We start from the raw sequence: 26,234 nt of genomic DNA on the forward strand, positions 1-26,234 counted from the left end.
TTGTGGAGCGACTGCCCATCTCCGGTGGGACAGCAAGCGCATCGCCGAGACCTGAGCCATGGCGTCGTGCTGCTGCCAGGCTCCGCGTCCAGGTTTTCGCAGTGGAGGGGGATATGACTGTGTCCAGCACTGATCGCATCGATCGGTACCGGTTCTCACCGGACATCCTCGCGGCGGTCCGTGCCGCATCGCGTCCCGACAACTGGCACGGACCGCTCGAAGTGTGCGCACACTGGCTCTGGATCGCGGCATGGTGCGCGGCGTCGGTGCTCACGTTCCAGCATGCCCCGCTCTGGGCCGCGATCCCGGTCTACATTGTCGCGGCCTTCTTCATCGGCGGGCGCCAGCGGGCCATTGCCGGGGTGCTGCACATGGCCACCCACCGCGCGTTCATGGCGCACCACCGCACCGGCAACATCATCGGGGCGGTGCTCGGCGGATACCCGGTGCTTCAGAGCTTCACCGGCTACCGGGCCTCACATCTCGGCGAGCACCACGGCCGGCTGGGCGATCCGGAGCGCGATCCCGACTACCGGCAGTACCAGGACAACGGGCTGTGCGGCGACAACCTCGGCCGGGCGGCGCTGCGCCGGTACTTTCTGACGGCCGTCAGCCCACGCGCCACCGCCTCGTACGTCCTCTACCTGCTGCGGCACCGGATCGTGGCCAAGGGTGAGCGACCGGCGGAGCGGTGGCTGCGGGTCGCCCTCCTCGCCATGGTGCTGGCATGGGCGGTGCTCGGCGGCTGGTGGACCTGGCTTGTGCTGCTCTGGTTCGTGCCGCTGGTCACCACGCAGGTCTGGATCGGCGCCGTAGCTGAGCTGATGGAACACTTCCCGCTGATCGAGACCGCGCCCCGCATGGACATCTATATGTCCTGGAACCGGGTGTACGGCCTGGGGACCCGCTTCCTGCTCGGGGAGGCGGACGGTGAGGGGTTCCATCTGGTGCACCACCTGTTCCCGCGGACACCGATGTGGCGGCTGCGCGAGGTCGACGCGATCCTGCGACGCGACCCGGTGTACGCGGCGCTCCCCCGCCTCGACGGCATGCTCGGCGGGATGGGAAGGCTCTACCGGTCTCTGCCTGCCGCTGCCGACGGGGTGCAGGGAGCGGTCGCGACGGCCCCGGCGTCCAAGCCGTGAACCTGCGGCATGTCGGCCTTTTCCGCCGACTTCTTCCGGTGCTTCAGACACGAGAGTTGATGGCGGCGGTGAATTCAGCCGGTTCCTTGTACGACGTACGACTACTGACGAATGCAGGGTAACTCGATGACTCCTGGTACTGACTTCGACGATGCCCGGAAGCAGCCCTCGGCGGAGCCGGTCGTGGCGACGGGACTGGTGCCGACGTCGGTCGGGCAGGAGGGGCTGTGGTTCGTCGATCGGCTGGACGGCGGGTCGACGCAGTATTCGATGGTGTTCGCCTACCGCCTCCGCGGAGATCTGGTGGTGCCCGCGCTGGAGTCGGCGATACATCAGGTCGTGGCTCGCCATGGGGCATTGCGCACGACCTTCGTGGAGTCGCCGGACGGAAAGCCACTACAGCGGATTGCCGATGAACTGCTCGTGCAATTGACCGTCGAAGAGGCGCCGGCAGGGGACGACGCGGTGCAACAGTGGTTGGCCGAAGAGGAGGACCGCGGATTTGACCTCGCGACGGGACCGTTGTTCAGGGCCGGTCTGCTGAGGTTGGCGCAGCGTGATCATGTGCTGGCACTCGCGGTGCACCATGCGGTCTTCGATGGCTCTTCCCTCGATGTCCTGATGGATGAGCTGCGGGAGTTCTACGCGGCGGCGGTGGGCGACCGTGCGGCGGAGGTGGAGCCGTCGGTGGCTCAGTATGCGGACTTTGCGGTATCCGAGCGGGAGTGGTTGGAGAGCGCCGAGTGCCAGGAGCAGCTGGAGTTCTGGCGCCGAACCCTGGACGGGGCCGAGCCGCTGAATCTGCCGACCGACCGGCCCCGTTCGGCGGTTCCGTCGAGTGCCGGCGACGCGGTCCGGTTCACGGTGGCCGAGGAGGTGACCGCCGGCCTGGACGGCCTGTTGGTCAAGGAGCGGGTCACCCCGTTCATGTTCCTGCTCGCAGTTCACCACTTGGTGCTTGCCCGGGCGACGGGGCAGCAGGATGTCGTCGTGGGCAGTCCGATGGCAAACCGCCGCGAACTGCCGCTGCGGGATGCCGTCGGTTATTTCGTGAACATGGTGGCGCTGCGGGTCGATTCAGCGGGAGACCGCACTTTCCGGGACCTGTTGCGGCGGGTACAGGACGTGTTGCTGGACGCGTACGAGAACCAGGAATACCCCTTCGCGCAGCTGATGGCACACCTCGGTGGACGTGACGGGGCCCGGTCGGGACTGTTCGAGACCGTTTTCACCTGGGAATACGGCTCCTCGGATCAGGACGAGTGGCCCGGTCTCGAAGTCGGGTCCGTGGAAACCGTGGGGACCACGGCCAAATTCGACTTGATGGTCTCGATGGTTTCGGTCGGCGGCGGTTTCGAAGGGGAGATCAGTTTCCGCACCACGCTCTTCGACCGGTTGACGATCGAGTCGCTCGCGGAGGACTTCGCGACGGTTCTGGCCCTGGTCGTCGCGGATCCGGATGTGGAGCTGGGCGAGTTGCTGCCGCCGGGTGGCGCCGAGTCGAACGGGCCGGGCGGGCAGGAGTCTCCTGGCCGTACCGACGACCTCATCGAAGTGCGGGTGATGCCCGACCGGCCGGCCCTGCCGGGGCAGGGGCTTGGCCGGCCGGGCTCGGGGCGGTCGCCGCGCAATGCCCGAGAGGAGGTCCTGTGCGGGTTGTTCGCCGAGGTGCTGGGACTTGAGGCCGTCGGGATCGATGACGGGTTCTTTGATCTGGGCGGACACTCACTGCTGGCCGGACGCCTGGCGTCGCGGGTCCGGGCGGTTCTGGGGGTGGAACTGGCCATTCATTTGTTGTTCGAGTCTCCGACGGTGGCGGGTCTGGCCCCACAGCTGGAGGACGGAACGACCGATTCACTGGCGGCTCTCCTGCCGCTGAGAGCGGAAGGGGCCCGCGCCCCGGTCTTCTTTCTGCCGCCCATCGGAGGGCTGAGCTGGTCCTATGCGAGATTCCTGCCGTACATACCGAAGGGACACCCGGTATACGGCTTGCAGGCCACCACGTTCGCCGGGGACGCCGACCGGCCGAAGTCGGTCCGCGAGCTGGCCGAGACGTATCTCGAACTGATCCGGGGAGTGTGTCCGGAGGGCCGCCCCTACTCGCTCATGGGGTGGTCGTTCGGCGGCGTCGTCGCGCAGGAGATCGCCGTGCTGTCGGAGGCTTCCGGGAGCGAGGTCCGCAACCTGGTGCTACTGGACGCCGTACCAGCGGTTCGCAGGGCGTCGGCGGACAGCGGGGACCTGTCCGAGGAAACACTCGAGGCCATCGTGGAGTCGATTCATGGCTCGGGCGGCGGTGCGTCCGGCGAACTGACGGAGTCGGTGTTCCGCGAACTGTCGGAGGTCGCGACCCACTTCCTGCACCTCTTGTGGGACCACGACTCACGGGAGTTCGGCGGACGGGCGGTGAGTTTCGAGACCGAGGAGACCCGCCCGGAACGCGACCAGGTCGGGGTCGGCTGGGCCGATCTCGCCGGCCGGGGCGTCGAGACCCACCAACTGGTGTGCACGCATGAGGACGTCATGACGGCCTCGGTGGTGCGACAGACGGGTCCGGTCATCGCCGAAACCATGAAGGCAACGGGGTGACGGCGGGTCCACACGAGGACGAGGTGTGATGTCCTGGCCAGGCCGCAGCCTCAGGTAACGCCTGGGCCTCCGGCGGGAGTTGGGAGGCCCAGGCGTCGTCTGCGGGGACAGCCCTCAGTCATGCGTCGTCGGCGTTCGAACCATCGCCTGCGTTCGCACCAGCTCGGTCACCGCGGCGGCGAGGTCGGACAGCGCCGGGTTCCGCAGGATCACCGTGATGTCGACCTCGATGTCATGAGCAGCTGCCAGTCCGGTCGCGATCTGCGAGGCGGTGGACTCGTGGCCGCCGAGCACGTAGAAGTTGCCGTCGGGCGCCGCCGGCGTGCCCAGATGGCGCTCCCACAGTTTCGAGAGCGTCGCGAACACCGCGTCGTCCCAGGCTCCGCTCTCCTCCGGGGCCCGCAAGGAGCTGTGGTCGGTCTTCCCGCTGCTGGTCGTCGGGATCTCCGGTACCTGATAGATCCGGGTGGGCACCATGTAGGCGGGGAGCCGGTCGGCCAGCCGCCGACGCAGTTCCAGGACGTCGCAGTGGGGATCGGCGACGAACGCCGCGAGGTGCGGGCCCACCACGCCGTGCACGTCCATCCGGACCGCGACCCGGCCGTGACCGGCCAGGTCGGCGAGCGCACCCTCCACCTCGTCCAGTTCCACCCGGTTGCCGCGGATCTTCACCTGGCGGTCCAGCCGCCCGGCGTGCACCAGCAGGCCGTCGGCGCGGCGCCGGACCACGTCGCCGGTGGCGTACCGCGCTCCGCCGTCGAGGAAACGCTCCGCGGTCAGGTCCGGCCGGCCGCAGTAGCCCAGGGCGACGCCAGGTCCGCCGATGAGGAGTTCACCGACCTCCTCGGAGCTGCCCGAAGAGCCGTCCGACGAGCCGTCCGACAGCGGCCGGATCTCCGCCACCGCGCCGTTGACCGGGGTCCCGATCGGCAGGTCCGGCTCCGCGTCGTCGGGGGCCGGCGGAAGGCAGGCGTGGGCGGTCGCGTAGATCGTGGCTTCGGTGGGGCCGTACAGGTTCCACACCTGCTCGACGTGCGCGACCTGGGCCACCAGCGATCTCCGCAGGCGCTCGCCGGCGAGCAGCAGGACGGTGTCCGACGGCAGCTCCAGCCCGGCCTGGAGCAGACGTTCCAGGACCGTCGGCGTGGTCTGGAGGAAGGGTCGCCGGCCCGGCGCTTCCAACAGCGGTCCCAGCTGGTTCGCCAGGATCTGTAGTTCGGCGGCGATGACCAGTTCTCCCCCGACCGACCACGGGGCGAAGATCTCGAACACCGAGATGTCGAAGGCGAAATCGGACAGGGCGACGAACACGGAGTCCGGGCCCATTCCGGTCAGCGACACCACCGATGCGACCAGGCCGGCCGCGCCGGCGGACCGGACCTCAACGCCCTTGGGCGCACCGGTCGATCCGGAGGTGAAGATGACGTAGGCGGCGCCCGGGTGCGGGCGGGGGCGCGGGGAGGACGGTGCTGCGCTCCGGGCCTGAAGCAGCTCCGGCGTCGTCAGGTCCATGCGCCGGACACCCTCCGGCGTGTCCTGCTCGGCGTCGACCGCCAGCACCAGCCGGGCCTGTGCACCCTCCAGTACCGCGGCGCGCCGCGCGGCCGGCCAGCCCGGGGTGATCGGCACGTACGCGGCCCCGCTCCACAGGACGGCCAGGATCGCCACCGGGCCGCCGGCCCGGCGCGCTGCCATGACCCCGACCCGGTCACCGGGCGCCACCCCGGCGGCGGTGAGCCGTTCGGCCAGGTCCGAGGCGGCAGCGGCGACCTCGTCGTAGGTCCACGCACCGCCGCTGTCCCGGACCGCGACCCGGTCCGGTGTTGCCTGTGCGGACTTCAGGAACAGGGCGGCGAGGCGATCGGACTCATCGGGGGTCACTGCGGACTCCTTCTGTGGCGGTCGCGCCGGGCCACCGCGAGGTCGACGAGGAACGCAAACGCCAGCCAGGCTACGGTGATCGGGCACCCCGCCGCGAGCGGTCCGGCCATCGGCCGGTGGTCCGGCTGCCGGGGCGCGCCGTCTGCCTGTCCGCTCCACCTGGCGCTATCAGGAGGGTAGATGGGCGCAGGCGAAGGCGATCGTTGCCCCGATCTGCTTGATGCGTTCGTCGGCGACGAGTGAGCCGTGTCCCGCGTCGTAGCGGTATACCTCGTGTGGTGTGCCCAGTGCGGCGAGGCGGTTGACGTAGTTGTCGATCTGGCGGATCGGGCAGCGGGGGTCGTTCTCGCCCGCGATCACCAGGACCGGTGCGGTGACCCGGTCCGCGTAGGTGAGGGGGGAGGATGCCCGGTACCGCTCGGGGACTTCGTCGGGAGAGCCGCCGAAGAGTGAGCGGTCGTACGCGCGCAGCGCCTCCATCTCGTCCTCGTAGGCGGCGAAGTAGTCCGCGACGGGCATGGTGCTGATGCCGACGGCCCAGTTCTCCGGGCGGGTGCCGAGGCCCAGCAGGGTGAGGTAGCCGCCCCATGAACGGCCGGACAGGACAAGGCGCTTGGGGTTGGCGAGGCCACTGGTGACGGCCCATTCGCGGACGGCCTCGATGTCCTCCAGCTCGGTGAGGCCGGGGCGTCCCTCGATCGCGTCCCGCCATCGGGAGCCGTAGCCGGTGGAGCCCCGGTAGTTGACCTGGACGACGGCGAAGCCGTGGTCGACCCAGGCGGCGACCACGGGGTCGAAGGCGTCGTCGTCGTAACCGATCGGACCGCCGTGTACCTCGAAGACACACGGGAGCGGGCCGTCGGCCCCCGGGGGCCGGGAGACCAGCGCGTGGATGCGGCCCCCGGGGCCGTCCACCCAGGCGTCGGTGACCGGGACGGAGGGCGGGGCCGTCGGTCCCGGTGGGGCCAGCACGGTCCCGCCCGAGGTGGACCTGACGACCGGCGGGTGTGCGGCGCTCGACCAGACGAACTCCACGGTGCCGTCCGGACGTGTCCCGGCGCCCCTGATGACGCCCTTGGGGGTTTCCAGGCGGATCAGTGCGCCGGCGTCCGCGGCGCCGAGGTCCAGCCGGTAGAGCTCGTCACGGGCGTGATGGGTGTGCCAGATCAGCAGCGCCGAGCCGTCCTGGTACCAGGCCGCGCTGACCTCGCCGGGCAGGTCGAGGGCGATCTCGTGCTGTTCGCCGGTGGTGACGTCCAGGATCAGGGGCTCGGGCCGGCTGTGGCGCTCGTGCTCGATGAGCAGCCTGTTGTCGCCGGGGACCGGGGAGAACGCCATACCGCCGAGGCCCTTGCCCGGACCGTCCCAGATGCCGCCGAGGCCGCGCCCCTCACCGTCCCACAGGTCGGCGACCACCCGGCCGTCCAGGCTCAGTACCCGCACCGCCTTGTGCCTGCTGTCGCCGTGTTCGCTGTGGCCGATCGCGACGAGGGTGTCGTCAGCGGACAGGGCCCCCACGTGGGCGTCCGAGGGGTGGGTGTAGAGCGTCCGGGGTGCGGTGCCCGGGCGGCAGACGTGGACGGTGGTGCCGCCGGTCATCGTCGTACCGCCGGTCATCGTGCCGCCGCCGGTCGTAATGGTGCCGACGACGGCGAGGCCATTCGCGCCGAGGGCCAGGCCGGCCTGGTGCGCGGGGCCCAGAGCGGGCACGGCGGGTTCCTCCTGGTCGCCGCCGAACCGCCGGCGCATCCAGACGCCACGCTCGTCTCCGTCGGTATCGGCGAACCACCACACCCAGTCGCCGGCCGGGTCGATGAAGCCCAGGGCGGTGCCGTGGGGGCGGTCGGTGAGCCGGCGTCGTGCGTCACCGGTCCGGTCCCACTCGTACAACTCCCAGGTGCCGGTGGCGTTCGACCGGTAGACACAGCGGTCGGGGGCGTCGCGCGCCCAGCGGGGCACCGTCACATGGGCGACTCCGATGCGTGCCTTCCATCGCTCCTCATCGGCCCCGCCGCACTTCTCAGCCACTGACGACTCCGTCCGCACTCCTGGGACTCCATTTCTCGGTGTCGAACACCGCGCCACGCAGCAGCAGGACGACGGCGCACAGGCCGGCCACCGCCCCCGCGCAGATCACGGCGCTCGGACTGAACAGCTCAGCCACCGCGCCACCCGCGGCGAAGCCGAGCCCCTGCCAGAACATGAGCCCGGCCGTCTGGAGGCTGAGCGCCCTGGCCCGCAGTTCTTCGGGCACCACCTGGAGCAGCAGCCGGTCCTGGCCGAGCTGGGTGCTGAACCCCAGGCCGCACACGAACAGCACCGCGATCGCGGGCACCAGGCCCGGGCGGAGCGCGAAGAGGATCATCGGCACGAACACCAGCAGGGCGGCCGGCCCGATCATGCGGATCTGCCGTTCCTTCGGGACCAGCCAGTTGGTGAGGACCTCGCCCGCCACGGTTCCCAGCGGGATCGCGGTGAGCAGAAGTCCCGCGGCGGTGGCCCCTCCCCCGAGCCCGGCGGTGTACGGCACCGCCAGCGCTTCCGGTATCACTCCCAGTGCGGGGACCGCCCAGCCGAGTAGCAGCATGCGGCGTACGGCCGGAACCCGCATCACCGCGCCGATCCCGTTGAGGGAGTCGCGCAGCAGGGAGGTCCGCCCGGCGGTCCCGCCGTCGGGGTGCAACCTTCGTTCCTTGGTCCCCAGCCGCAGTACGAGGGCCGAGAAGAGGAAGCAGCCCGCGTTGATGAGCAGCATCACCTGCGGCGAGAAGGCCGCCATCAGCAGGCCGCCGACCGCGAATCCGCCCAGCTGTGCGCCCTGGGCGACCAGTCGCATGAGGCTGCGGCCCGGCACGTAGGCGTCGCCAGGGAGTACGTCGGGCAGGGTGGCCGCGCGGGCGCCGGAGAACACCGGCTCGATCAGTCCGAGGGCGAACGCCAGCGCCAGTACGGCGGCCACCGGGGTGCCGGACAGCGATATGACGAGCACGAGCCCGGCGGAGAGCAGATTGCAGCAGACCAGCAGCCGCCGGGCGGGGAGCCGGTCGATGAGCGCGGACAGCAAGGTGCCCGCGATCAGATGCGGTGCGAGGACCAGCGCGAAGACCAATGCGGACAGCAGTGACGAGCCGGTGCGGGAGTAGACGAGCAGGGCCAGCGCGAAATTCGCGGTGACCGCGCCCACCATGGAGACGATATGTGCCGTGAAAATCGCCCGGAATTCGCGTATTCCCAGCGCAGTGCGGTACCTGCTCATTGAGTGAATTCCAGGGGAAGTTCAGCGAGGGTGCGGACGGTGGCGAGCTTCTTGTGTACGGCGGGCCCGGCCGGCTTGAGGATGATGCCGCGCTCCACGAGTACGGTCAGCAACTCCCGCAGGAGCAAATGGGCGAGCAGCGATCCGGTGCAGGCGTGGGCGCCGTAGCCGAAGGTGAGGTGGTGATTCGGCCACCGGTTGAGCCGTACCGCATCGGGGGCCTCGAATTGCTCGGGGTCGCGGTTGGCGGCGGCGAAGAGCATCAGCATGCCCTGGCCGCGGCGCACCTGTACTCCGTTGAATTCGAGGTCCCGGACGGCCAGTCGGGTGGTTCCCTGGATGGGCGCCTCGTACCGGAAGAACTCATGAGGCGCCCGGTCGATCGCCTCGGGAGTGCCGAGCTGGTCGGCGAGCAGGCTCGCATCCCTGGTCAGCACGTTCAGCGCGTTGCCGAGGGAGGCCGGTACGGCGGTGAATCCGTTGACGACCAGGGTGCGCAGTGAGTTCATCGCGATATGGCGGGGGACGCCGGCGGCCATGGCGTCGGCCACCAGTACGCGGATGGGGTGGCCCGCGTCCATCCCGGTCACCCAGTCCTCGATCATGGCGGCCAGTTGACGCTGTGCCGCGACGCCCGGCTCCCTGGCTGCCGGGTTGAGGCCGGAGTCCATCGCCTGGGTGATGGCCTCGGCCATCGGCCGCACGGTGGTCAGATCGAAGGGCGGAACGCCGATGGCCTCGGGAATGAACCAGCGTGCCAGCGGCTCGGTGAATTCGGTGATCGCGTTGAAGGGCCCGGCCGGCCGCTCGTCGAGCACGGCCGCGATGTGTGCCCTGGTGCGGGCGGCGAGGCCGTCCGAGGCCATGTCCCGCAGAGAGTCGGCGAGTACTCCGTAGATCGCGGTGTGGTCGGGCGGGTCGATGGTGTGGACGTCCAGCGCGGGGTCGGGGACGGTCTCCCCCGCCCGCCTCCAGTCCGCCGCGAAGTTCTCGTGATCCAGGAGGACTTGGCGGCAGTCCCGGTACGAGGTGAGCACCCAGCTGTCGAGCTTCTCGTTCCACACGGGTGCGCCGGTCGCCCGCAGGGACGCGTACACCGGATAGGGGTCGAGCAGGGTGTGCGGGTCGAGGGGGTGGTATTCGACCGCGGCGTCAGTGGTCATGGCTCTCACTCTCAGCGTTCGGGCTCAGCGTTCTGGAACGTGACGGGCAGCCGGTCCGGGTAGCGCAGGGTGGCGCGCGGCACCCTGACGGGCGGGGCGGCGAGTCGCGGGGGCGCGGGGGCGGCCAGCAGTTGCTGGACGAGGGCCCTGATGATGATCCGGGCGAGGAGGGCGCCCGAGCAGGCGTGCGGACCCCAGCCCAGGGAGAGATGCCGGTTGGGGTGCCGGTCGAGCAGCAACTCGTCCGGGGACGCGAAGCGTTCGGGGTCTCGGTTGGCGGCGCCGAAGAGCGCCAGCACCAGCTGGCCGCGCTCCACGGTGACGCCGTCGAACTCGGTGGTCTCGACGCAGGCGCGGGTGGTGCCCTGCACCGGGCCGTCGTACCGCAGGAGTTCCTCCACTCCGGAATCCAGCAGCGCCGGGTCCCGCAGACGTTCCAGCGCGCCGGGATGTCCGAGGAGGGCGAGCACGACGTTGGCGGCCGCGCCGACGGTGGTACTGAACCCGGCCAGGAAGAGCACGCGGACGTTGTTCCACACCGCGTCTTCCGTGACGCCCGCGGCGGCCGCGCCATCGAGGACCTGGGTGAGGAGCCCCGGCCCCCGGCTGGCGGTGAACCACTCGCTCATGAGCTCGTTGATCCGGCCCCGGGCCGCCATCGCCGGTTCCAGCACCTCGGGCAGCAGGCCCGCGTCCATGCCGCGGACGAGCGCGTCGGACAGCTCGGCGAACGCGGCGACCGGCGGGGGCTCCACGCCGAGCAGGCGGCAGACCGCCTGGAGCGCCACCGGACGGGCCACTTCGGCGGTGAAGTCAAAGGAGGGCGCGTGGGCCAGCTGCTCGAAGACGGCGGCCGTGTCCCGGACCGCGAAGGCCGCTATCCCGTCGAGATCCTGGTCACGGAGGGCGGTGGTGAACAGCCGGCGGACCGGTGTGTGGTCGGGCGGGTCGAGCTCCTGCATGCTCAGGGCCGCGGTGGGTGGCGCCTCGTGCCCGGCCCTGCGCCAGTCGCTGGCGAAGACGTCCACCTCGCTGAGCACGCGGTGACAATCCAAGTAGCGCGTCACGATCCACGAGCCGAAACGCTCACTCCAAAAAACCGGTGAATTCTTCCGCAGCCGCTCATAGACGGGATACGGATCAGCCACCGTGGCCGCGTCGAGCGGATCGTAGTCAGACACATTCCGTCCTGGGCGAGTGAGAGGAACACGAGGGCGACGCACCATCAAAAGTCGCGCGGGCCGGGGTCCAGTGACCCCGGCCGACGCCTCATATACCTCAGTACGCGTAACGCATAATGGCACCCCCTTGCCGTAGCGCAACGGCCCATTGAAACGGAATCCAGAAATCCGCGAAGGGGAATCAGAATTTCCGTTCCCAAGGACAACCGGCGAACTCCCCGCCGGACACCAGGACTCTATTCACACAGGAATTCACCGCACGAGCCGCCCGACATGGCCGAAATGGCGGGTTGTTGAGGTAGGGGCGACTTTGAACCCTCGGCAAAATCTCCCAAATAGTGCATATTGACGTCCAAACGTGACCCACGTCACGGGCTGGAGTGGCGTTTCTCGGCCACTGAGGCCGAATAGGGCTTACGGAATGAGGAATTCGGGGTGGGGGAAATACTTCGGTTTACTGATCTCCGTGGCCGTACGGGTGGCACCCCTCGGGCAAGCATCCGCTCCACCCCCCGCTGTGACGCGTCTCATGCGGTGATCTCCCCGGCCTCCGAGGAGTGGCGGCCAGGGAGTGAACGGGCCGTGCGGGCGGGGCTGTTGGCGTCGGTGGGCGGGGGCTGACGGGGCCGGGGCGTGTGGTGTTGCGGCAGCTCAGCGGCGGTTTCGCTGGTTGGGCGGAAATAAGGTGGTCGGCGGCAGACGAGAGCGGCCCCGCCGATGGCGCGGGGGCATGTGCACCACCAGGACGGACAACACTTCCCATGGATATGAGCGCCGGCGAGCGCAAGGGGCTCAGCCTCTTCGCCCTCATCATGATCGGCATCGGTTCGATCTTCGGCTCCGGCTGGCTCTTCGGGGCCGGCTCCGCTGCCCAGGTGGCGGGCCCCGCGGCACTGGTCGCCTGGGTGATCGGCGTCATCTTCATCGGGATGATCGCGATGTCGTACGCGGAGGTCGGTTCGGCCTACCCGATCCCCGGCGGTATGGCCCGCTACGGGCACCTCTCGCACGGGCCGGTCCTCGGCTTCCTCACCGGCTGGGCGGTGTGGATCGCGACCGCCTCGCTGATTCCGATCGAGTCGATCGCGGCCACCCAGTACATGACGTCCTGGAGCTTCGGCTGGGCGAAGGGCCTGGTCGATCCGGCCACCCACCAGCTGACCCTCTCCGGCACGGCGGTGTCGCTGGTCCTGACCCTCGCGCTCTGGCTGACCTGCTTCTGGTCGGTCCAGCTGCTGGCCCGCGCCAACACCGTGCTCACCCTGGTCAAGTTCGCCATCCCGGTGCTGGCCGTGGCCGCCCTGGTCGGATCCGGCTTCCACACCTCGAACTTCACCGACCACGGCGGCTTCGCCCCGTACGGCTGGCCGGCCGTGCTCACCGCCGTCACCACCTGCGGTGTGGTCTTCGCCTTCAACGGCTTCCAGGCCGTGGTCAACCTCGGCGGGGCCGCGAAGAACCCGGGCCGGGCCATTCCGGTCGCGCTGATCGGTGCGCTCGCACTGGGTCTGGTGATCTACTCGGCGCTCCAGGTCGCGTACCTGGGGTCGGTGCCGCCCGAGCTGCTGGAGCGGGCCGGCGGATGGCAGGGCGTGAACCTCAACTCGCCGTTCGCCGACCTGGCGGGGCTGTTGATGCTGCACTGGGTGGTCACCATGCTCCAGTTCGGCGCGTTCATCTCGCCGGCCGGGTCCAACATCGCCAACGTCGCCTCCGCCGCGTACATGGTCACCAACCTCGCCGAGACCGGGTTCTTCCCCCGGAAGCTGGCGGCCGTGCATCCCCGCTACGGCACCGCCCGCCCCGCGATGTGGCTCAACCTCGCCTTCTCCGTAGTGCTGCTGCTCACCGTCGGCCGCAGCTGGCAGGCGCTCGCCGGTGTGGTGTCGGCGGCCATGGTCATCTCGTATCTGATCGGCCCGATCGCGGTGGGGGTGCTGCGGCGGACCCGCCCGGAGCTGCCCCGTCCGTTCCGGCTGCCGGCCGCCGGGGTGCTGTGCCCGGTCACCTTCGCCTTCGCCGCCTGCGCGCTGTACTGGTCGAAGTGGCCGGAGACCGGAAAGATCACCGTGCTGACGCTGGTGGCCGCACCGGTCGCGGCCGTGGTGCTGTGGCGCCGGGGCGAGCGGCGGCTGCTGCGGCAGTTCGCGCCGGCCTGGTGGATGATCGCCTTCCTGGTGTGGACGGCCGCGGTGTCCGCGCTGGGCGGCGAGGAGTTCGGCGGCCGGGGCGTCCTCCCCGGCGTACTCGGCACCGCCCTGATCGCGGTCACCGCCCCGCTCTTCTACTTCTGGGCCGTCCACTCCGGGGTCAAGGCCCACGAACGCGGCCTGACCAGCGCTCCGACCCCCGTCGAAGACCCGGCCCCCACCGGCACCCCCGACGACGCCCGCTCCATGGCGTCCGTCTGAGGCCACCCCGCCGGGGCCGGGGCACGCAAAACGGCCGTAGCGCATGAGGGCGGGCCGTGGGGCTCTCGAGGCGGCGTCACCTGATTGAGGTGACGCCGCCTTGGCGTCTCGAAGTCTCGGCGTCTCGTGAAAGGTCTGCCGTGAAACGCCTATTGGGCCAGGTTCCGCGGCCTCGGCCAGGGTGCGAAGCCAGGGCCTGCGGCAGCAACTCTCCGCCACCGAGCGAGGCCAGCCCGGCGACCCGATTCCCGTGGACCCCGCGCGCTGCCAGGTCCACGGGCCCGGAAGACCCTTATTGCGTAGCCTTCGCAATAACTGAACCGCGACATTAGTCGCGGTCCGCGGTGCGCGAGAAGGGAACGGCATGCAGGGAACGCCCGTAGTGCTGGGCATCGAGTCGTCCTGTGACGAGACCGGCGTGGGACTGGTGCGGAGCGGCCGGCTGTTGGGGCATGCGGTGGCGTCGAGCATGGACGAGCACGCCCGGTTCGGCGGGGTGGTGCCGGAGATCGCGGCCCGTGCCCATGTCCACGCGTTCACTCCGGTCGTCCACCGGGCGCTGGCGGAGGCCGGGTTGGGGATGTCCGACATCGGGGCGGTCGCGGTGACGACCGGGCCGGGACTCTCCGGTGCGCTTCAGGTCGGACTGGCCGGTGCGAAGGGGCTGGCGTATGCGCTGGGCGTTCCGCTGTACGGCGTGCACCACTTGGCGGGGCATGTCGCCGCCGACACCTTGGCGCACGGGCCGCTGCCCGACCCCTGCGTGGTGCTGATCGTTTCCGGCGGCCACACCTCGCTGCTACTCGTCCGCGATCTGGCCCGCGATCCGATCGTGCACCTCGGCGACACGCTCGACGACGCGGCGGGTGAGTGCTTCGACAAGGTGGCACGGGTCTTCGGGCTGCCCTATCCGGGCGGGCCGGCCATCGACCGGGCGGCGCGCAAGGGCGACGCCCGTGCGGTCACGTTCCCCCGGCCGCTCACCGGGCCACATGACGATCCGTACGCCTTCTCGTTCTCCGGGCTGAAGACCGCCGCGGCACGGTGGGCGGAGCGGCATCGAGGGCAGGCCCTGCCGGTGGCCGACGGCGCTGCCGCGCTTCAGGAGGCGGTCGCCGATGTGCTGACCCGCAAGGCGGTGGCTGCGTGCACCGCACACGGCGTCTCCAGCCTCGTCGTGGTCGGCGGGGTCGCCGCCAACTCCCGGGTCCGGGCACTGGCGGAGGAACGGTGCGCGGCGGCCGGCCTCACTCTGCGCGTCCCGCCGCTGAAGCTGTGCACCGACAATGGCGGGATGATCGCCGCCATCGGGGATCTCCTGGTCCGGGCGGGCGCCGAACCCGCGCCGCTCGATGTCTCGATCGACCCGTCGGCACCTCTGGAGTACGCGGCGCTGCACCCGCTCGCCCGGCCCCTCGCCGAGCAGATCGCTTGAGGGCCGGAGAGTCGAGAGGCTGGTAAGGTAAGCCTTACCTAACTCTCGGGAGTCTTTATGCGTATCTTCGGTGGCACGGAGCAGCAGCCGACCAGCGCCGAAAGAGTCCGGACGATCCTGGCCTCGGCACACTCGATGACGATGGAGACCGATGGCCGCAGCATCGAGGTGTCCCGCGGGACCGGTCCAGGAGCAACACAGCACGTCCACCTCCACCCGTCCCCCGCGGACGCCGGTCTCACCGGCGCGGCCGGGGCGGGTGAACGGGTGCCCGCCACCCTGAAGTTCACGGATATCGCCCCGCTCCCCGTGCGCGACCGGGTGCGTGCCCGCGTCACCGTGATGGGGTGGCTGACCTCACGGGACAAGGCGGCCTCGCCCGCCGGCGACTGCATGGAGTTCGCCACGGCGGTGCTCGAAACCGCAACGTGCAAGGCCGGCATCGGTCTTGACGACCTGATGGCCGCGCCCGCCGACCCCTTGGCCACCTATGAAGCCGACATCCTCACCCACCTGGTCGAGGAGCACAGTCACTACATCCCGCTTCTGCTGCGACTGGTGGAGCCCCGCTTCCTGCAACTCATGGAACGTGTGGTGCCGCTGGCCATCGATCGCTACGGCATCAGCCTCCGCGTGGAGTACCCGGTCGGCCATCACGACGTACGACTGCCCTTCCACAAGACGCTCACCGACGCCGATCAATTCAGCGTCCAGCTCCAGGCGCTGCTCACCACGGCCCGGCGCTGCTCACACGGCGGCCGGCTGCTCAGCGAAGAGCGCGGGCCGGGCAAGAACGCGATATCGCGCCGTGGTTGAAGGGGCCGGGTCGCCCGGCGTCGGGCTTGCTCGCCGGGCGACCCGGTGGCACGTACGGCGCCGGACGGTCGTGAGCGGCACCGCCGTCAGGGCCGGTATGCCTGTCGCAAGGCGCAGGTCCAGATGACGGCGCGGACGGTCGATGTGGCGTCGGCCGCGGAGCCGCCGACGCGCTGGTCGTCGCTGACGGCGTACGCCTGGGAGGCGCCCTCGGGGGAGAGCCGGGGCAGCGCCAGCAGGGGGCCGGTGCCCGGCCATATCTGGGCCTGCTCCGGGGGCGCCGTCTCCGGCGGGAAGGGTCCGACCATGTGGCTGTCCGAGGCGGTGCCCACACTCACGTTGGTGGTGGGGCTGATGGCTTCGAAGGTGCCGCTGGTGCGCTCACCGAGCAGCCCCGGCTCGCTCTCGGTCGTGTACGGGGGCAGCCACTGAGTGGGAGTCCGGGTGTCGAGGCGGGTGAAGTCGTGGGTGCCCACGATGCGTCCGGCGCGGTCGATGTCGCGGGGGTACCAGTAGTCGTAGGGCACTCCCGCGGGCCAGAACCGCTGGAGCGGTACGGCCGCGGCGCCCCTCCTGGCGGGCCAGACGAGGCCCGCCGACCACGACTCGTCGTCCTTGACGGCCTCACCGGAACCGGCGATCTGACCGGCGTTGTTGAGGGCGGTCACCGAGGTCAGCGAGTATCCGGCCGGCGGCGCGAGCCGACGCCGGATCCGCGTGCCCTCCCATTCGAGGCCGACGAGCGCGCCGCCCTTGACCGTGTCACCGACGATCAGCCCCTGGTCGTTGACGTCCGCCGCGTGTGCCCCTTCCGGCAGCAGGGTCACCGCGCGGGCGCCGGCGCGGAAGCTGAAGGCGGCGGTACGGCCCGCGCCGTGCAGCGAACCGGCCATCAGCCCCTTGGCGTTGACGGCCGCGACCTCACCGCCGGTGAATCCGGCGGGCAGCGGCACGCGGTGGACCCGGGCCCCCGTCCAGTACACGGGCAGCCCGCGGGACGCCCCCACCGCCAGGGCTTTCGGCCCGAGCCCCTTGACCTGGCTGTCGCCCGAACCCGGCAGCGAGGCCAGGACCTGGAGGGCGGGCCGGCAGTCCGCGGGCTTACGGGCACCGTCGGTGGGCCGCCCCGACGAGGCAGGCGCCGGACTCGCCGTCAGCAGGGGTATGAGGAACGCGGTCGCGACCACCGCTACCGCGGCACGGACAGGTCTTCGCATCATGGTCTCCGTTTCCGAGAACACGGGAATGGCCCCCGTCGGCACCGGAATGAGCCGGTGAACGACACCCGGCAACGCCGGAGTGCAGTGTTCGTTCGGTGCGCTCGCGGGAGAGCCGGAGGCCGGTCGTCACCCCATCTCACGGCCGCACGGAGCGGTTTCCCCTCCCCGCACCACCCGGGGCACGCCACGCATCCGTCCGCGACATACCGAGAACTCCCCCAACCTCCCTGGATGGGAATTTTCCACGGACCGGCCCCTTTCCTACCGCACCCGTGGCCGGTCGGGACGACTCCGCCGCCCAATGGCCGGAACTCGTCCGGGAGTGTCCGGGTCCGTCCTGGGAGCGGCGGACTCCACTTGGAGTACTCGACCTCCCGGCGCTAGCCGTGGAGTTGCCGCAGCTGTCGTCGTGCGCTGATCCACCAGGGGTTAGGGGACAGCCCTTAGGTCCCAGGTCGGGTGGCCGTCCGTCCAGAGGATGACGCCGGGAGCTGTGGTGGCACTTCAGGACCGTCCGGCTTTGGGTCCCTGTGGGGGAGGACGGCGCTGACGTGTGCGTTCGAGGATGGGTCATCGAATCCTCAGCCGCTTCGCACCCTCCCAGGAATGCCTCTTCTTCATGAATGAAAACACTGCTCAAAGTCATGCCCGGACTCAGCGTGCAACCGAGGGATGGGCCTTCTTAGTTGAATCGATACGGAATCATCGCACGGTCGGTTCCATCGCTCCCAGCAGCAAGTCGCTGGCCAACCTGCTGACCGACCCGTTGCTGGAACGAGCGACGCGGAGTTCGAATGTCCTGGAAGTAGGCGCGGGTACCGGCTCGGTCACACGAGTCCTCTTGCCCCGGATGTCTCGGGGAAGCCGACTGGACATCGTCGAGGCCAACGCCCACTTTTCCGCACATCTGCGTCGCCTGGTGAGCGGCCAACCAAACCTGCTGCAAAAGCAGGAGCAAGTCCGCGTGCATAACACCTTTGTCGAACAGCTCAGCACTGACCGCCGCTATGACGTGATCGTCTCCGGCCTGCCGTTCTCCAACTTCTCCCCGGGCCAGGTCGCGGACATCATGGGCCGCTACTTCGATCTCCTGCGCCCCGGGGGCACGCTCACCTACTTCTCCTATTGCGGCAGCCGCTGGGTGCGCACCTTCCTGACATCCCGGTCGGAGGCCCGCCGTCAACGCAGCGTCAAAGATCTGTTGAACGAATATCACCACCAGTACGCGACCGGCTGTTGGACCGTGTGGGGAAATCTGCCACCCGCGCAGGTGTGGCAACTGCGCCGGCCCATCGATGCTGTCAACCTCTCCGGCGCGCCGAATGCCCGGCTGGGCATATCGCGATGAATACCCTCGCCAGTCTGCTCAGCAAGGTTCCCCCCACCGCCGCCTACACGGTGCTGGGCACAGCAATCATTGCCGAATCCGTTTTGCTGGTGGGTGCGGTCATTCCCACTCTCGCTTTCATGCTCACCGCCGGAGCCCTGGCCCGCGCCGGCAGCTTGAACCTGCTGTGGGTCATCGCAATCGCCGCCGTCGCCGTCATGGCCGGGGACGCTCTTGGCCATCGCACCGGTCACCTGATGGGCAAGCGCCTGCGTACCGGAAGGCTCGGCCGCCGCATCCCTGCCTCGGCGTGGCAGCGAGCCGAAACCCTCATGGCCAAGCGCGGCGGCCCCACCCTCCTGGTATTCCGCTTCGTGCCTGTGATGCGGACCGTTGCCCCACACCTGGCCGGCGTCCTTGGTCTGCCGTACCGTCAGATCGCCCCGTACAGCGCCCTGGCCTCGGTCGCGTGGGCGAGCGTGGAAAGCGGCGCGGGTTATACAGCGGCCTTCTCCCTCCAGCATGTTTCCGCGATCGGAGGCCAGTAGCGGGTCAGGGCCTTCCTGATGGCCTCCGGACGTCGGCCTACGCGAACTCCGACCCCCACGGCCTCGCCACCCCCTTCCGCCCCCTCCCCCACGGGCCACGCCGAACCCGGATCCCCTTGCTGCTCAAGATCATCGGGCGTGCAGAATGACCTGTATGCCGATAGCGAACCGGAACCACCCCACAAATACCCCGATGACGGCCGCGATCGACGACGCTCCGCTCATCAGCCGTATCCTCGCCGACGCCTTCGACGACGACCCGATGATGCGCTGGTTCTTCCCCGACGGTGCCACCCGTCCGGCGGGGCTCGTCCGTTACTTCAGCACCCTTTTCACCCGGCAGTACGGGCAGCACGGCGTGTGTGAGCGCACCGGGGCGGCGGCCGCGTTCTGGGTGCCACCGGAGGCGCTGGCCAAGGCCGTGCCCGACGCGGAGACCGTTGCGGAGCTCCAGGAGATCCTTGGCGACCGGGCTGCCCTGTTCCGGGAGGCCGTCGAAGCGGCGGCCGAGCACACGCCGCAGAAACCGCAGTGGCATCTGGCGGTGCTCGGCACCGACCCCGCCGCCCAGGGCCAGGGGCACGGGGCGGCCCTGCTGCGCGCGGGGCTGGCCAAGGCCGACGCGGCGGGGCTGCCCGTCGCCCTGGAGTCGTCGAAGCGGACCAACCTCCCGTTCTACGAGCACTTCGGGTTCACCGTGCAGCAGGAGCTCCAGCTGCCGGGCGGCGGACCGACCCTGTGGGCGATGCGACGCGAGCCGCGCCCATCGGGCAACGCCAAGGACGCCTAGGACGACCAGGCCGGCTAGGGCGGCTGGGACGCCTTGGGGCAGTCCGGGGCGGCCGCGTGGTTCGGCACGGGCCCTGCGGCCCCACTATTCGCTTGTCAGTGCGGTGCGGTCTCTTACAAGCTGGCGGCTCAGGTGCGCGTGCACGAGTGCAGGGGTGCAGGGCGTACGCAACGATCTTGGGGGGGGACGCGGGAGTGAGCCGGCGGGTGGGAGCAACAGTGGTGGATGGGGATGGCGGGTCCGTGCGCCGGGCGGACGGGCGCGCGGTCGCCGCGGCCTCCGTCACCGTGGTGCTGTGGGCGTCGTCGTTCATCGCGATCCGTAGTTCCGCTGCGGATTTCGGGCCGGGCGCGCTCGCGCTGGGCCGACTGGTGGTGGCGTCCGTCGTCATGAGTGTCCTCCTGCTGGCCCGGCGTGGTGGATTCCCGCCGCGCGAGGCCTGGCCGGGCATTCTCGCGTCCGGAGTCCTGTGGTTCGGCGCGTACATGGTCGCGTTGAACTGGGGTGAGCGGCATGTGGATGCCGGAACGGCTTCCCTGGTCGTCAATGTCGGGCCGATCCTGATGGCGCTGCTGGGCGGGTGGCTGCTGAAGGAGGGCTTCCCGCCGAAGCTGATGGCGGGCATGGCGGTGTCGTTCGCCGGGGCCGTGGTGGTCGGGCTGTCCATGTCCGGCGGTGGCACGTCGTCGCTCGTCGGCGTCCTGCTGTGTCTGTTCGCGGCGCTGGCGTACGCGGTGGGTGTGGTGCTTCAGAAGCCGACCCTGAAGCACGCCACACCGATGCAGGTGACGACGTTCGGTGCGCTGGCCGGAGCGGTGGCCTGTCTGCCGTTCGCCGGCCAGCTGGTGTCGCAGGTGAGCCGGGCCCCGGTCTCGGCGACGTTGCAGATGGTGTACCTGGGGGTGTTCCCGACGGCTCTCGCGTTCACCACCTGGGCCTATGCGGCGTCCCGTACGACCGTCGGGAAGATGGGTGCCACGACGTACGCGGTGCCGGTGCTGGTCGTCTTCCTGTCCTGGCTGTTCCTCGGCGAGATACCGGGCTGGCTGACGATGCTGGGTGGTCTGCTCTGTCTGTCCGGGGTGGCGGTGTCGCGGATGCGGGGGAAGGGGAAGGCGCAGGCGACGGTTCCGGAGGAGGCACCAGGGAGTCGTGCGGGCGCGCGGCCCGAGGGGTCGGCGGAGGCGGAGTCCGCCGCTCAGCGGACTGCCGGCTGAGCACCTCCGGCTGAGCACTGCCGCCGGGGCATCGGGGGCGATAGCGTGCGGAACACGGTGGACTGCACCACCAACACTCCGAAAAGATAAGGGGGTTGTTCTGGCATGAAACCGACCGGACACAGCGGTTTACGCAGAACACTCACCGTCTTCATCGCCGTGCTCGCCGTCGCCCTCGGCCTGGGCACGCAGACCGGCACGGCCCAGGCCGATGACGGCTCGGGCCTCAACGGCCTGACGTTCACATCGGTCAACAACGGCCGGAACCTGGATGTGCAGAACGGCAACACCGGGGACGGTGTCTTCATCGTCACCAACTCCGCGCCTGGCTACCACCAGAAGTGGAACGCCGGCCTTCAGGCCGATGGGTCGTTCACCCTTGTCAATGACGCCACGGGCAAGTGCGTCGGAGCGGGCCACCCGCTCAAGCAGCAGTCCTGCTCCGGATCGTCCGGCCTGCGCTGGTACTTCCAGCCGGTGAACGGCAGCCGCGACACCTTCATGATCCGCAACGCCGGTGACAACAACTGCGTTGACGTCGTGCTGGGCGCCCAGTACGACGACGCGTGGACCCAGACTTACGGCTGCAACGGCAGCAAGGCGCAGCAGTGGAAGATCCCCTCCTCGGCGACCGGCGCCGCGTTCAAGGCCGCGGTGACCTATGCGTCGAAGCGCTGCCAGAAGGACGCCACGACCTGCTCATGGACGAAGGGTTCGCAGGCCCCCGCCGAGCCCCTTCCCAAGCAGTGCGTCTCTCCCGTCTGGTACAACGGCACCGAGGCGCCGGTGCCCTGGACGTTCTCGCTGAACACCTCCTCCGGCTGGTCGAGCCAGCTCGGGGTCTCCTTTACCTCCACCCTCGGCACCGGAATGGCGAGCCCGGTGCAGACCAGCGTCAGCCTCACCCTCTCCGGCCAGGTCACCTACGATCTGCGGACGGATCTCGGCAACAGCCTGGTGATCACCGTGCCGTCGCATCAGTACGGCTGGGTGGCGCTGTCGGAGCTGGCGACGAAGGTCACCGGTGAGTGGACCTTCGACGCGAACGGCTTCCCCTGGAAGGCGCAGGACACCGTCACCGTGCCGCTGCGCAGCGATGACCAGGGCCGGTCCAGCATCTATCTGGCGCAGACCAGCCCGGACTTCACGACCTGCAACAGCTGATCCAGAAGGTGGGCCCGCACGGGTCGTGCGGGCCCTTCCTGAAGCCGCAGCTGCCTACGAACACACGGACTTGAAGGTCTCGGCGTCGTCCTCCCACTCCTGGCGCGCCGAGCTGAACGCGTTCTTGTAGGTCTCGGCCTGCGCGCTGTCGCGGCGGTTGAGCGCGGCGTCGAACTGTGATGCCGCGTCACTCAGCGCCCGCGCGTCATCGGCGAGGTCGCGGAGCGCGGAGGCCACCTCCGAGTCGCCCGCGTCGCTCGCCGCCGAGTCAAGGCTGGAGGCCAGCGAGCTCAGGGAGGCGGCGCTTGCCTTGTCGTACGTGCCGAGGTTGCTGCTGAACACCTGATTGCCCCGCGCGCAGCCGTCGGGGGTCGCTTCCTCCGTCGGCTCCGGGGTCGAGGTGTCGCTGCCGCCGGTCAGGCCGGTTCCCTGCGCATTCACGTCCGGCGACGAGGTGTACGACGGAGTGGAGTACGTGGATGAGGGGGACGGTGATTCCTTGAGCCCGTCGCTGATGGCGCCGACGACCTTGTCCGGGCCGATGGCGAAGAACGCCACCACGGCGAGCAGCCCGATCACGGCGAGCGCGCCGCCGGACGAGCTTCCACTGCCGCCGGACGAGTTCCCTCCGCCACCGGCCGGTGGCTTCCCCCCGGCCGCGCCCACGGTTTTGGCACCGGCTCTGTCTACCGTCTTGGCACCGGCCCTGTCCCCGGCTGTGCCCCCGGCCGTGCCCTTCTTCTCGGTCTCGGCGGTGAGGGGTGCCGTTGCGCCCAGGCCGCCGGCCTTCTTCGTCCGGGGCGGCGGCACATACGCCCTGGTGTCGTACCCGGCCAGGGACCTCTCCACGGCCTCGGGGAGCCAGGAGCCGGCGAGGGCCAGCGTCTGACCGGCCGTCTGCTTTCTGGCGTACTCCATGATCTCGCTGACGGCGGGCCGTTCCGCGGGGTCCCTGGCGAGGCACCGCTTGACGATCGTGCGCAGCGCGGGCGGACAAGCGTCCAGCTCCGGGGGCTCGTTGAGGATCCGGTAGAAGAGGGCGTCCGGGTTGCCCTCGCCGAAGGCGGTGCGTCCGGTGGCGGCGAACACCGCGAGGTTGCCGAGCGCGAAGACATCCGTGGCCGGGGTGGCGGAGCGCCCCCGGATCTGTTCGGGGGCCATGAACGCAGGTGTGCCGACGCGGATATGGGTGCTGGTGAGCGTGGTGGCGTCGGCGGCGTGGGCGATGCCGAAGTCGATGACGCGGGGGCCGTCCTCGGCGAGGAGGATATTGGCCGGTTTGAGGTCGCGGTGGATCAGTTCGCAGGCGCCGGCGCTCCCCCGCGGTCCTCAGACGGCCATGGCCTCCTGGATCCACCGGTTCACCCGGTACGGGAGCCACCACAGCAGCGGGCCGGTGCGGGAGACCAGGCGCTCCGCCAGGAAGTCGGCGGCGATGGCCGGGGGGACGTCCCGGAGCGGTGCGCCGTAGGAGAGCTGGGCGATGGCCTGCTGGTATTCGGGCTCCTCGGCGGTGAAGCGGCACAGTTCGCCCCAGCGGCGGTCGCGGATCTGGACGAAGCCGGGGCCCTGGCGCCACAGGCACTTGCAGAGGTAGTGCCCGCCCCGCCACTCGGCCAGCGCGGCCGCGGGGTCGACGGGGCCGGTGAGGGTGCCGGGCGGCTGGAGGTGGCTGAGGTCGCGCCAGCCGTCGCCGGGCTCCGGGGGCAGCCGCAGCTGCCACTGCACCAGTACGGCACGGGCGGTCAGATCGCGGATCAGGCACAGGCTCCGGACGGCCCGGTCGGCGTCGGCGGGGTCGTCGACCGCGGTCAGGTCGATCTCTCCGGTGAACTCCACCCGGCGGGCCCCGAGTTCCCACAGCTGGGAGGCTTGATCGTCCGGCGGGCCGGTCAGGTCGACGGCGCCCAGGCTCATGCCCGGCAGGGTGCAGGCGGCGTCGTCGTAGTCCCGCCAGGCGTGGAGGGTCAGTGCTCGGGAGTCGGGGGCGGCGGTGGTGGTCATGGCGTTCTCCTGCGGGGCATGAGAGTGCTGCGGCGGGCCGGGCGGGGTCAGACGTGCGCGGCGAGGGCTCGGGCGGTGTCGTCGGGCCGCTCCGGCGGGGCTGCCGCGGCGTGGGTGTGGCGCATGAAGTCGAGGCGCAGCAGGTCCTCGTTGACGGCGGCCGGTGCCAGGTGGACATACTGGCCGCCGTCGGTGAAGACCAGCCCGAGCGTCACCCAGTGCTGGAGGAGGGCGTGCACGGCGGCCTCGTCGACGGTGTGCCCGGGAAGCCGGGCGGCGAGCTTGCGGGTCAGGGCGGCGGGGGCGTGCGGCTGGTCGAGCAGGCGGAAGGCGGCGATCTCGGTGGGTGCGGTGAGTTCCAGGGCTCCCCAGTCGAAGGCGTGCCGGCGGCTGACGAGCACGATGCGGTCACCGAGGTCGGCGTGGGTGAGTCTGCTGTCCGTGTGGCGCTTCTTCCAGGCGGCGAGGGCGTCGTTGAGCGCGGTGACGGTGGGCTTGGTGATGCCGCGTTCCGGGGCCTCGAAGACATAGGCCATGTCGAGGAGTTCGGACTCGGGCAGGTCGTAGGTGAAGCGGTAGTGCTCCTCGGGGCGCAGTCCGGTGAAGCCGAGTTCGGGCCGGTTGAAGTACGGGCTGAAGCGTTCGATGGCGATACGGGCGGACAGGTCGACGGGCGGGTCGAGGTGTTCCAGGGCCGGTATCTGGCCGATGACGGGCTCGTAGTCGGCGGCGCTCTCGCCGGGGAAGCCGTGGAGGTAGTTCCAGGAGACGGAGAGCCCGGTCTCGGCTCCGTCCCGGAGCATGCGGACGTTCTGGCAGCCGCTGACGCCCTTGTCCATCAGGTCGAGCACCCGGCTGTTGAGGCTCTCGATGCCGGGCTGGACGTAGATCATTCCGGCTTCGGCGAGGAGCCGGAGCTGGGGCCGGCGCATGTTCGCCTTGATCTCGATGTGCATCCGCAGGTCGTAGCCGCTGTCGATGATGCGGGGCAGGACGGTGGTGAGGTAGCCCATGTCGAGGATGTTGTCGACGAGGTACATGTCCAGCACCCGGTGCCGGCGGGCCAGCTCCGTGATCTCTTCGTAGAAGGTGTCGGGGCTCTTGCTGCGGAACTCCATGAAGGAGCCGTTGAGACCGCAGAAGGTGCAGTGGTGCTTCTCCCCCCACCAGCAGCCGCGGGCCCCCTCGACGACGAGTTTGGGCTCCACCCAGTTGCGGGCGACGGAGGACGCCAGTCGCTCGAAGTAGCCGGTGTAGTCGGGCGGCAGGATGGTCGCGGGCGGCAGCGGTCTGGTGCTCATCGGATTCGCGATGCTTTCGCCGTCGGCGGCGCGGTGGCACAGCCCGGGGACGGCGGAGAGGTCGCCGCCCTCGTCGAGCGCGGTGAGCAGCTGGGGGAAGGCGGCCTCGCCCTCGCCGCGGACCACGAAGTCCACGAACGGGAAGTTGCGGTGGGTGGCGTGGCCCTGCTCGGCGTCGCAGTTGGCGCCGCCCATGACGGTTCTGATGTGCGGGGCGAGGCGTTTGACGTACTTGGCGGCGGCGAGCGCGGCGGTGTTCTGCTGGAAGGTGGAGGTGAAGCCGACGACGTCGGGGGCGGCCGCGACGATCCGCTCGGCGATCTCCTGTACGAACTCCGGTACCACGCGGTGCAGTTGCTTGGACATCTCCAGCCGCTCCTCGCGCAGTTTGCCGCGCATCGAGACGCTGAACTCCTTCACCCGCCACTCGGGGTCGTCGTACAGGGCCGAGGAGAACACCCAGTCGCCGCATCCCATGAAGTACGAGGAGAGCGCGTAGTACTGGTAGTCGTCCGCGGTGAAGTCGGTCCGCCGGGTGATCCAGTCGGTGAACTCCAGGTTCGCGTGCAGGACATCGGCCCGGCCGGAGGTGCGCTCGTCGACGCTTCGTCTCAGGATGCCGAGGGCGAGGGACGGCAGGTCGATCGGGGACCAGGGCATGTTGACCAGCAGGACGCGCATGGCGGCTCCTCGTACGGCGGGTGGGGTGGGAGGTGGCCGGCGGCCGGCCGGTGCGGTACGGCGGTCCGGCCGGCCCGGTGTGCCACCGGGCCGGCCGGGGAGGGT

Annotated in this window: 19 protein-coding genes; 10 read left to right on the top strand and 9 right to left on the bottom strand. The window is 70.0% G+C overall.

The annotated features are described in order from the left end of the window. Positions 1-119 precede the first annotated feature (119 nt). Both AC3EUV_RS19890 and AC3EUV_RS19895 read left to right on the top strand, forming a co-directional pair. Positions 120-1,145 (top strand): fatty acid desaturase family protein, encoded by a 1,026-nt coding sequence (locus tag AC3EUV_RS19890; RefSeq protein WP_435603472.1) that lies wholly within the window; start codon positions 120-122, stop codon positions 1,143-1,145. A gap of 126 nt (positions 1,146-1,271) precedes the next feature. Continuing rightward, the gene (locus tag AC3EUV_RS19895; protein WP_435603473.1) at positions 1,272-3,734 is read left to right on the top strand and encodes an alpha/beta fold hydrolase; all 2,463 of its coding nucleotides are present in this window, start codon (positions 1,272-1,274) and stop codon (positions 3,732-3,734) included. A 114-nt stretch (positions 3,735-3,848) separates the two neighbouring features. Here AC3EUV_RS19895 and AC3EUV_RS19900 read toward each other — a convergent pair whose 3' ends face one another. The 5 genes from AC3EUV_RS19900 to AC3EUV_RS19920 all read right to left on the bottom strand — a co-directional run bounded on the left by AC3EUV_RS19900 (position 3,849) and on the right by AC3EUV_RS19920 (position 11,215). Further along, on the bottom strand, positions 3,849-5,615 hold the full coding sequence (locus AC3EUV_RS19900) for an amino acid adenylation domain-containing protein (protein WP_435603474.1): 1,767 nt from the start codon (positions 5,613-5,615) through the stop codon (positions 3,849-3,851). Between the two features lie 168 nt (positions 5,616-5,783). Continuing rightward, positions 5,784-7,643 (bottom strand): S9 family peptidase, encoded by a 1,860-nt coding sequence (locus AC3EUV_RS19905; protein ID WP_435603475.1) that lies wholly within the window; start codon positions 7,641-7,643, stop codon positions 5,784-5,786. Beyond that, complete coding sequence (locus AC3EUV_RS19910; RefSeq protein ID WP_435603476.1) at positions 7,636-8,871, bottom strand: MFS transporter; 1,236 nt, start codon at positions 8,869-8,871, stop codon at positions 7,636-7,638. Before AC3EUV_RS19910 ends, AC3EUV_RS19905 begins: the two co-directional genes overlap by 8 nt. Further along, entirely contained in the window at positions 8,868-10,034 is a 1,167-nt protein-coding gene (locus AC3EUV_RS19915; protein ID WP_432142948.1) for a cytochrome P450, read from the bottom strand. Before AC3EUV_RS19915 ends, AC3EUV_RS19910 begins: the two co-directional genes overlap by 4 nt. 11 nt (positions 10,035-10,045) lie before the next feature. Beyond that, entirely contained in the window at positions 10,046-11,215 is a 1,170-nt protein-coding gene (locus tag AC3EUV_RS19920; RefSeq protein ID WP_488187980.1) for a cytochrome P450, read from the bottom strand. Between the two features lie 761 nt (positions 11,216-11,976). Between AC3EUV_RS19920 and AC3EUV_RS19925 the strand changes: the two genes are divergently transcribed. From AC3EUV_RS19925 to AC3EUV_RS19935, 3 genes are all read left to right on the top strand, one after another. Beyond that, a complete protein-coding gene (locus tag AC3EUV_RS19925) occupies positions 11,977-13,626 on the top strand; it encodes an APC family permease (RefSeq protein WP_432142946.1) in 1,650 nt (549 codons plus the stop codon). A 364-nt stretch (positions 13,627-13,990) separates the two neighbouring features. Further along, positions 13,991-15,061, top strand: a complete 1,071-nt coding sequence (gene tsaD, locus AC3EUV_RS19930; protein ID WP_435603478.1) for a tRNA (adenosine(37)-N6)-threonylcarbamoyltransferase complex transferase subunit TsaD — start codon at positions 13,991-13,993, stop codon at positions 15,059-15,061. A 57-nt stretch (positions 15,062-15,118) separates the two neighbouring features. Further along, positions 15,119-15,877 carry a DUF2470 domain-containing protein gene (locus AC3EUV_RS19935; RefSeq protein WP_432142944.1) on the top strand — a complete coding sequence of 253 codons (759 nt, stop codon included), beginning with the start codon at positions 15,119-15,121 and terminating at the stop codon, positions 15,875-15,877. Positions 15,878-15,963: 86 nt separating this feature from the next. Here AC3EUV_RS19935 and AC3EUV_RS19940 read toward each other — a convergent pair whose 3' ends face one another. Next, entirely contained in the window at positions 15,964-17,094 is a 1,131-nt protein-coding gene (locus AC3EUV_RS19940) for a hypothetical protein (protein WP_432142943.1), read from the bottom strand. Positions 17,095-17,716: 622 nt separating this feature from the next. On the opposite strand from AC3EUV_RS19940, the gene AC3EUV_RS19945 reads away from it, so the two are divergent. The 5 genes from AC3EUV_RS19945 (at position 17,717) to AC3EUV_RS19965 (ending at position 22,143) form a co-directional block, all read left to right on the top strand. Next, positions 17,717-18,445, top strand: a complete 729-nt coding sequence (locus AC3EUV_RS19945) for a class I SAM-dependent methyltransferase (RefSeq protein ID WP_432142942.1) — start codon at positions 17,717-17,719, stop codon at positions 18,443-18,445. Next, positions 18,442-18,972: a DedA family protein gene (locus AC3EUV_RS19950; protein WP_432142941.1), complete on the top strand. Its 531-nt coding sequence runs from the start codon at positions 18,442-18,444 to the stop codon at positions 18,970-18,972. Before AC3EUV_RS19945 ends, AC3EUV_RS19950 begins: the two co-directional genes overlap by 4 nt. 154 nt (positions 18,973-19,126) lie before the next feature. Next, positions 19,127-19,762, top strand: a complete 636-nt coding sequence (locus tag AC3EUV_RS19955; protein ID WP_435603479.1) for a GNAT family N-acetyltransferase — start codon at positions 19,127-19,129, stop codon at positions 19,760-19,762. Positions 19,763-19,980: 218 nt separating this feature from the next. Further along, positions 19,981-20,979, top strand: a complete 999-nt coding sequence (locus AC3EUV_RS19960; protein WP_435603480.1) for a DMT family transporter — start codon at positions 19,981-19,983, stop codon at positions 20,977-20,979. 105 nt (positions 20,980-21,084) lie between these two features. After that, entirely contained in the window at positions 21,085-22,143 is a 1,059-nt protein-coding gene (locus AC3EUV_RS19965; RefSeq protein WP_435603481.1) for an RICIN domain-containing protein, read from the top strand. A 54-nt stretch (positions 22,144-22,197) separates the two neighbouring features. Here the strand turns inward: AC3EUV_RS19965 and AC3EUV_RS19970 are convergent, their stop codons facing one another. From AC3EUV_RS19970 to AC3EUV_RS19980, 3 genes are read right to left on the bottom strand one after another with little or no spacing between them, the layout of a single operon-like run. Further along, a complete protein-coding gene (locus AC3EUV_RS19970; protein ID WP_435603524.1) occupies positions 22,198-23,442 on the bottom strand; it encodes a protein kinase domain-containing protein in 1,245 nt (414 codons plus the stop codon). 30 nt (positions 23,443-23,472) lie between these two features. Then, positions 23,473-24,147, bottom strand: coding sequence for a DUF5825 family protein (locus AC3EUV_RS19975; RefSeq protein WP_435603482.1), 675 nt, complete (start codon positions 24,145-24,147; stop codon positions 23,473-23,475). A gap of 47 nt (positions 24,148-24,194) precedes the next feature. After that, a complete protein-coding gene (locus tag AC3EUV_RS19980; protein ID WP_432142935.1) occupies positions 24,195-26,129 on the bottom strand; it encodes a RiPP maturation radical SAM C-methyltransferase in 1,935 nt (644 codons plus the stop codon). Between the last annotated feature and the right edge of the window lie 105 nt (positions 26,130-26,234).

This window comes from Streptomyces sp. bgisy130 (assembly GCF_057708345.1).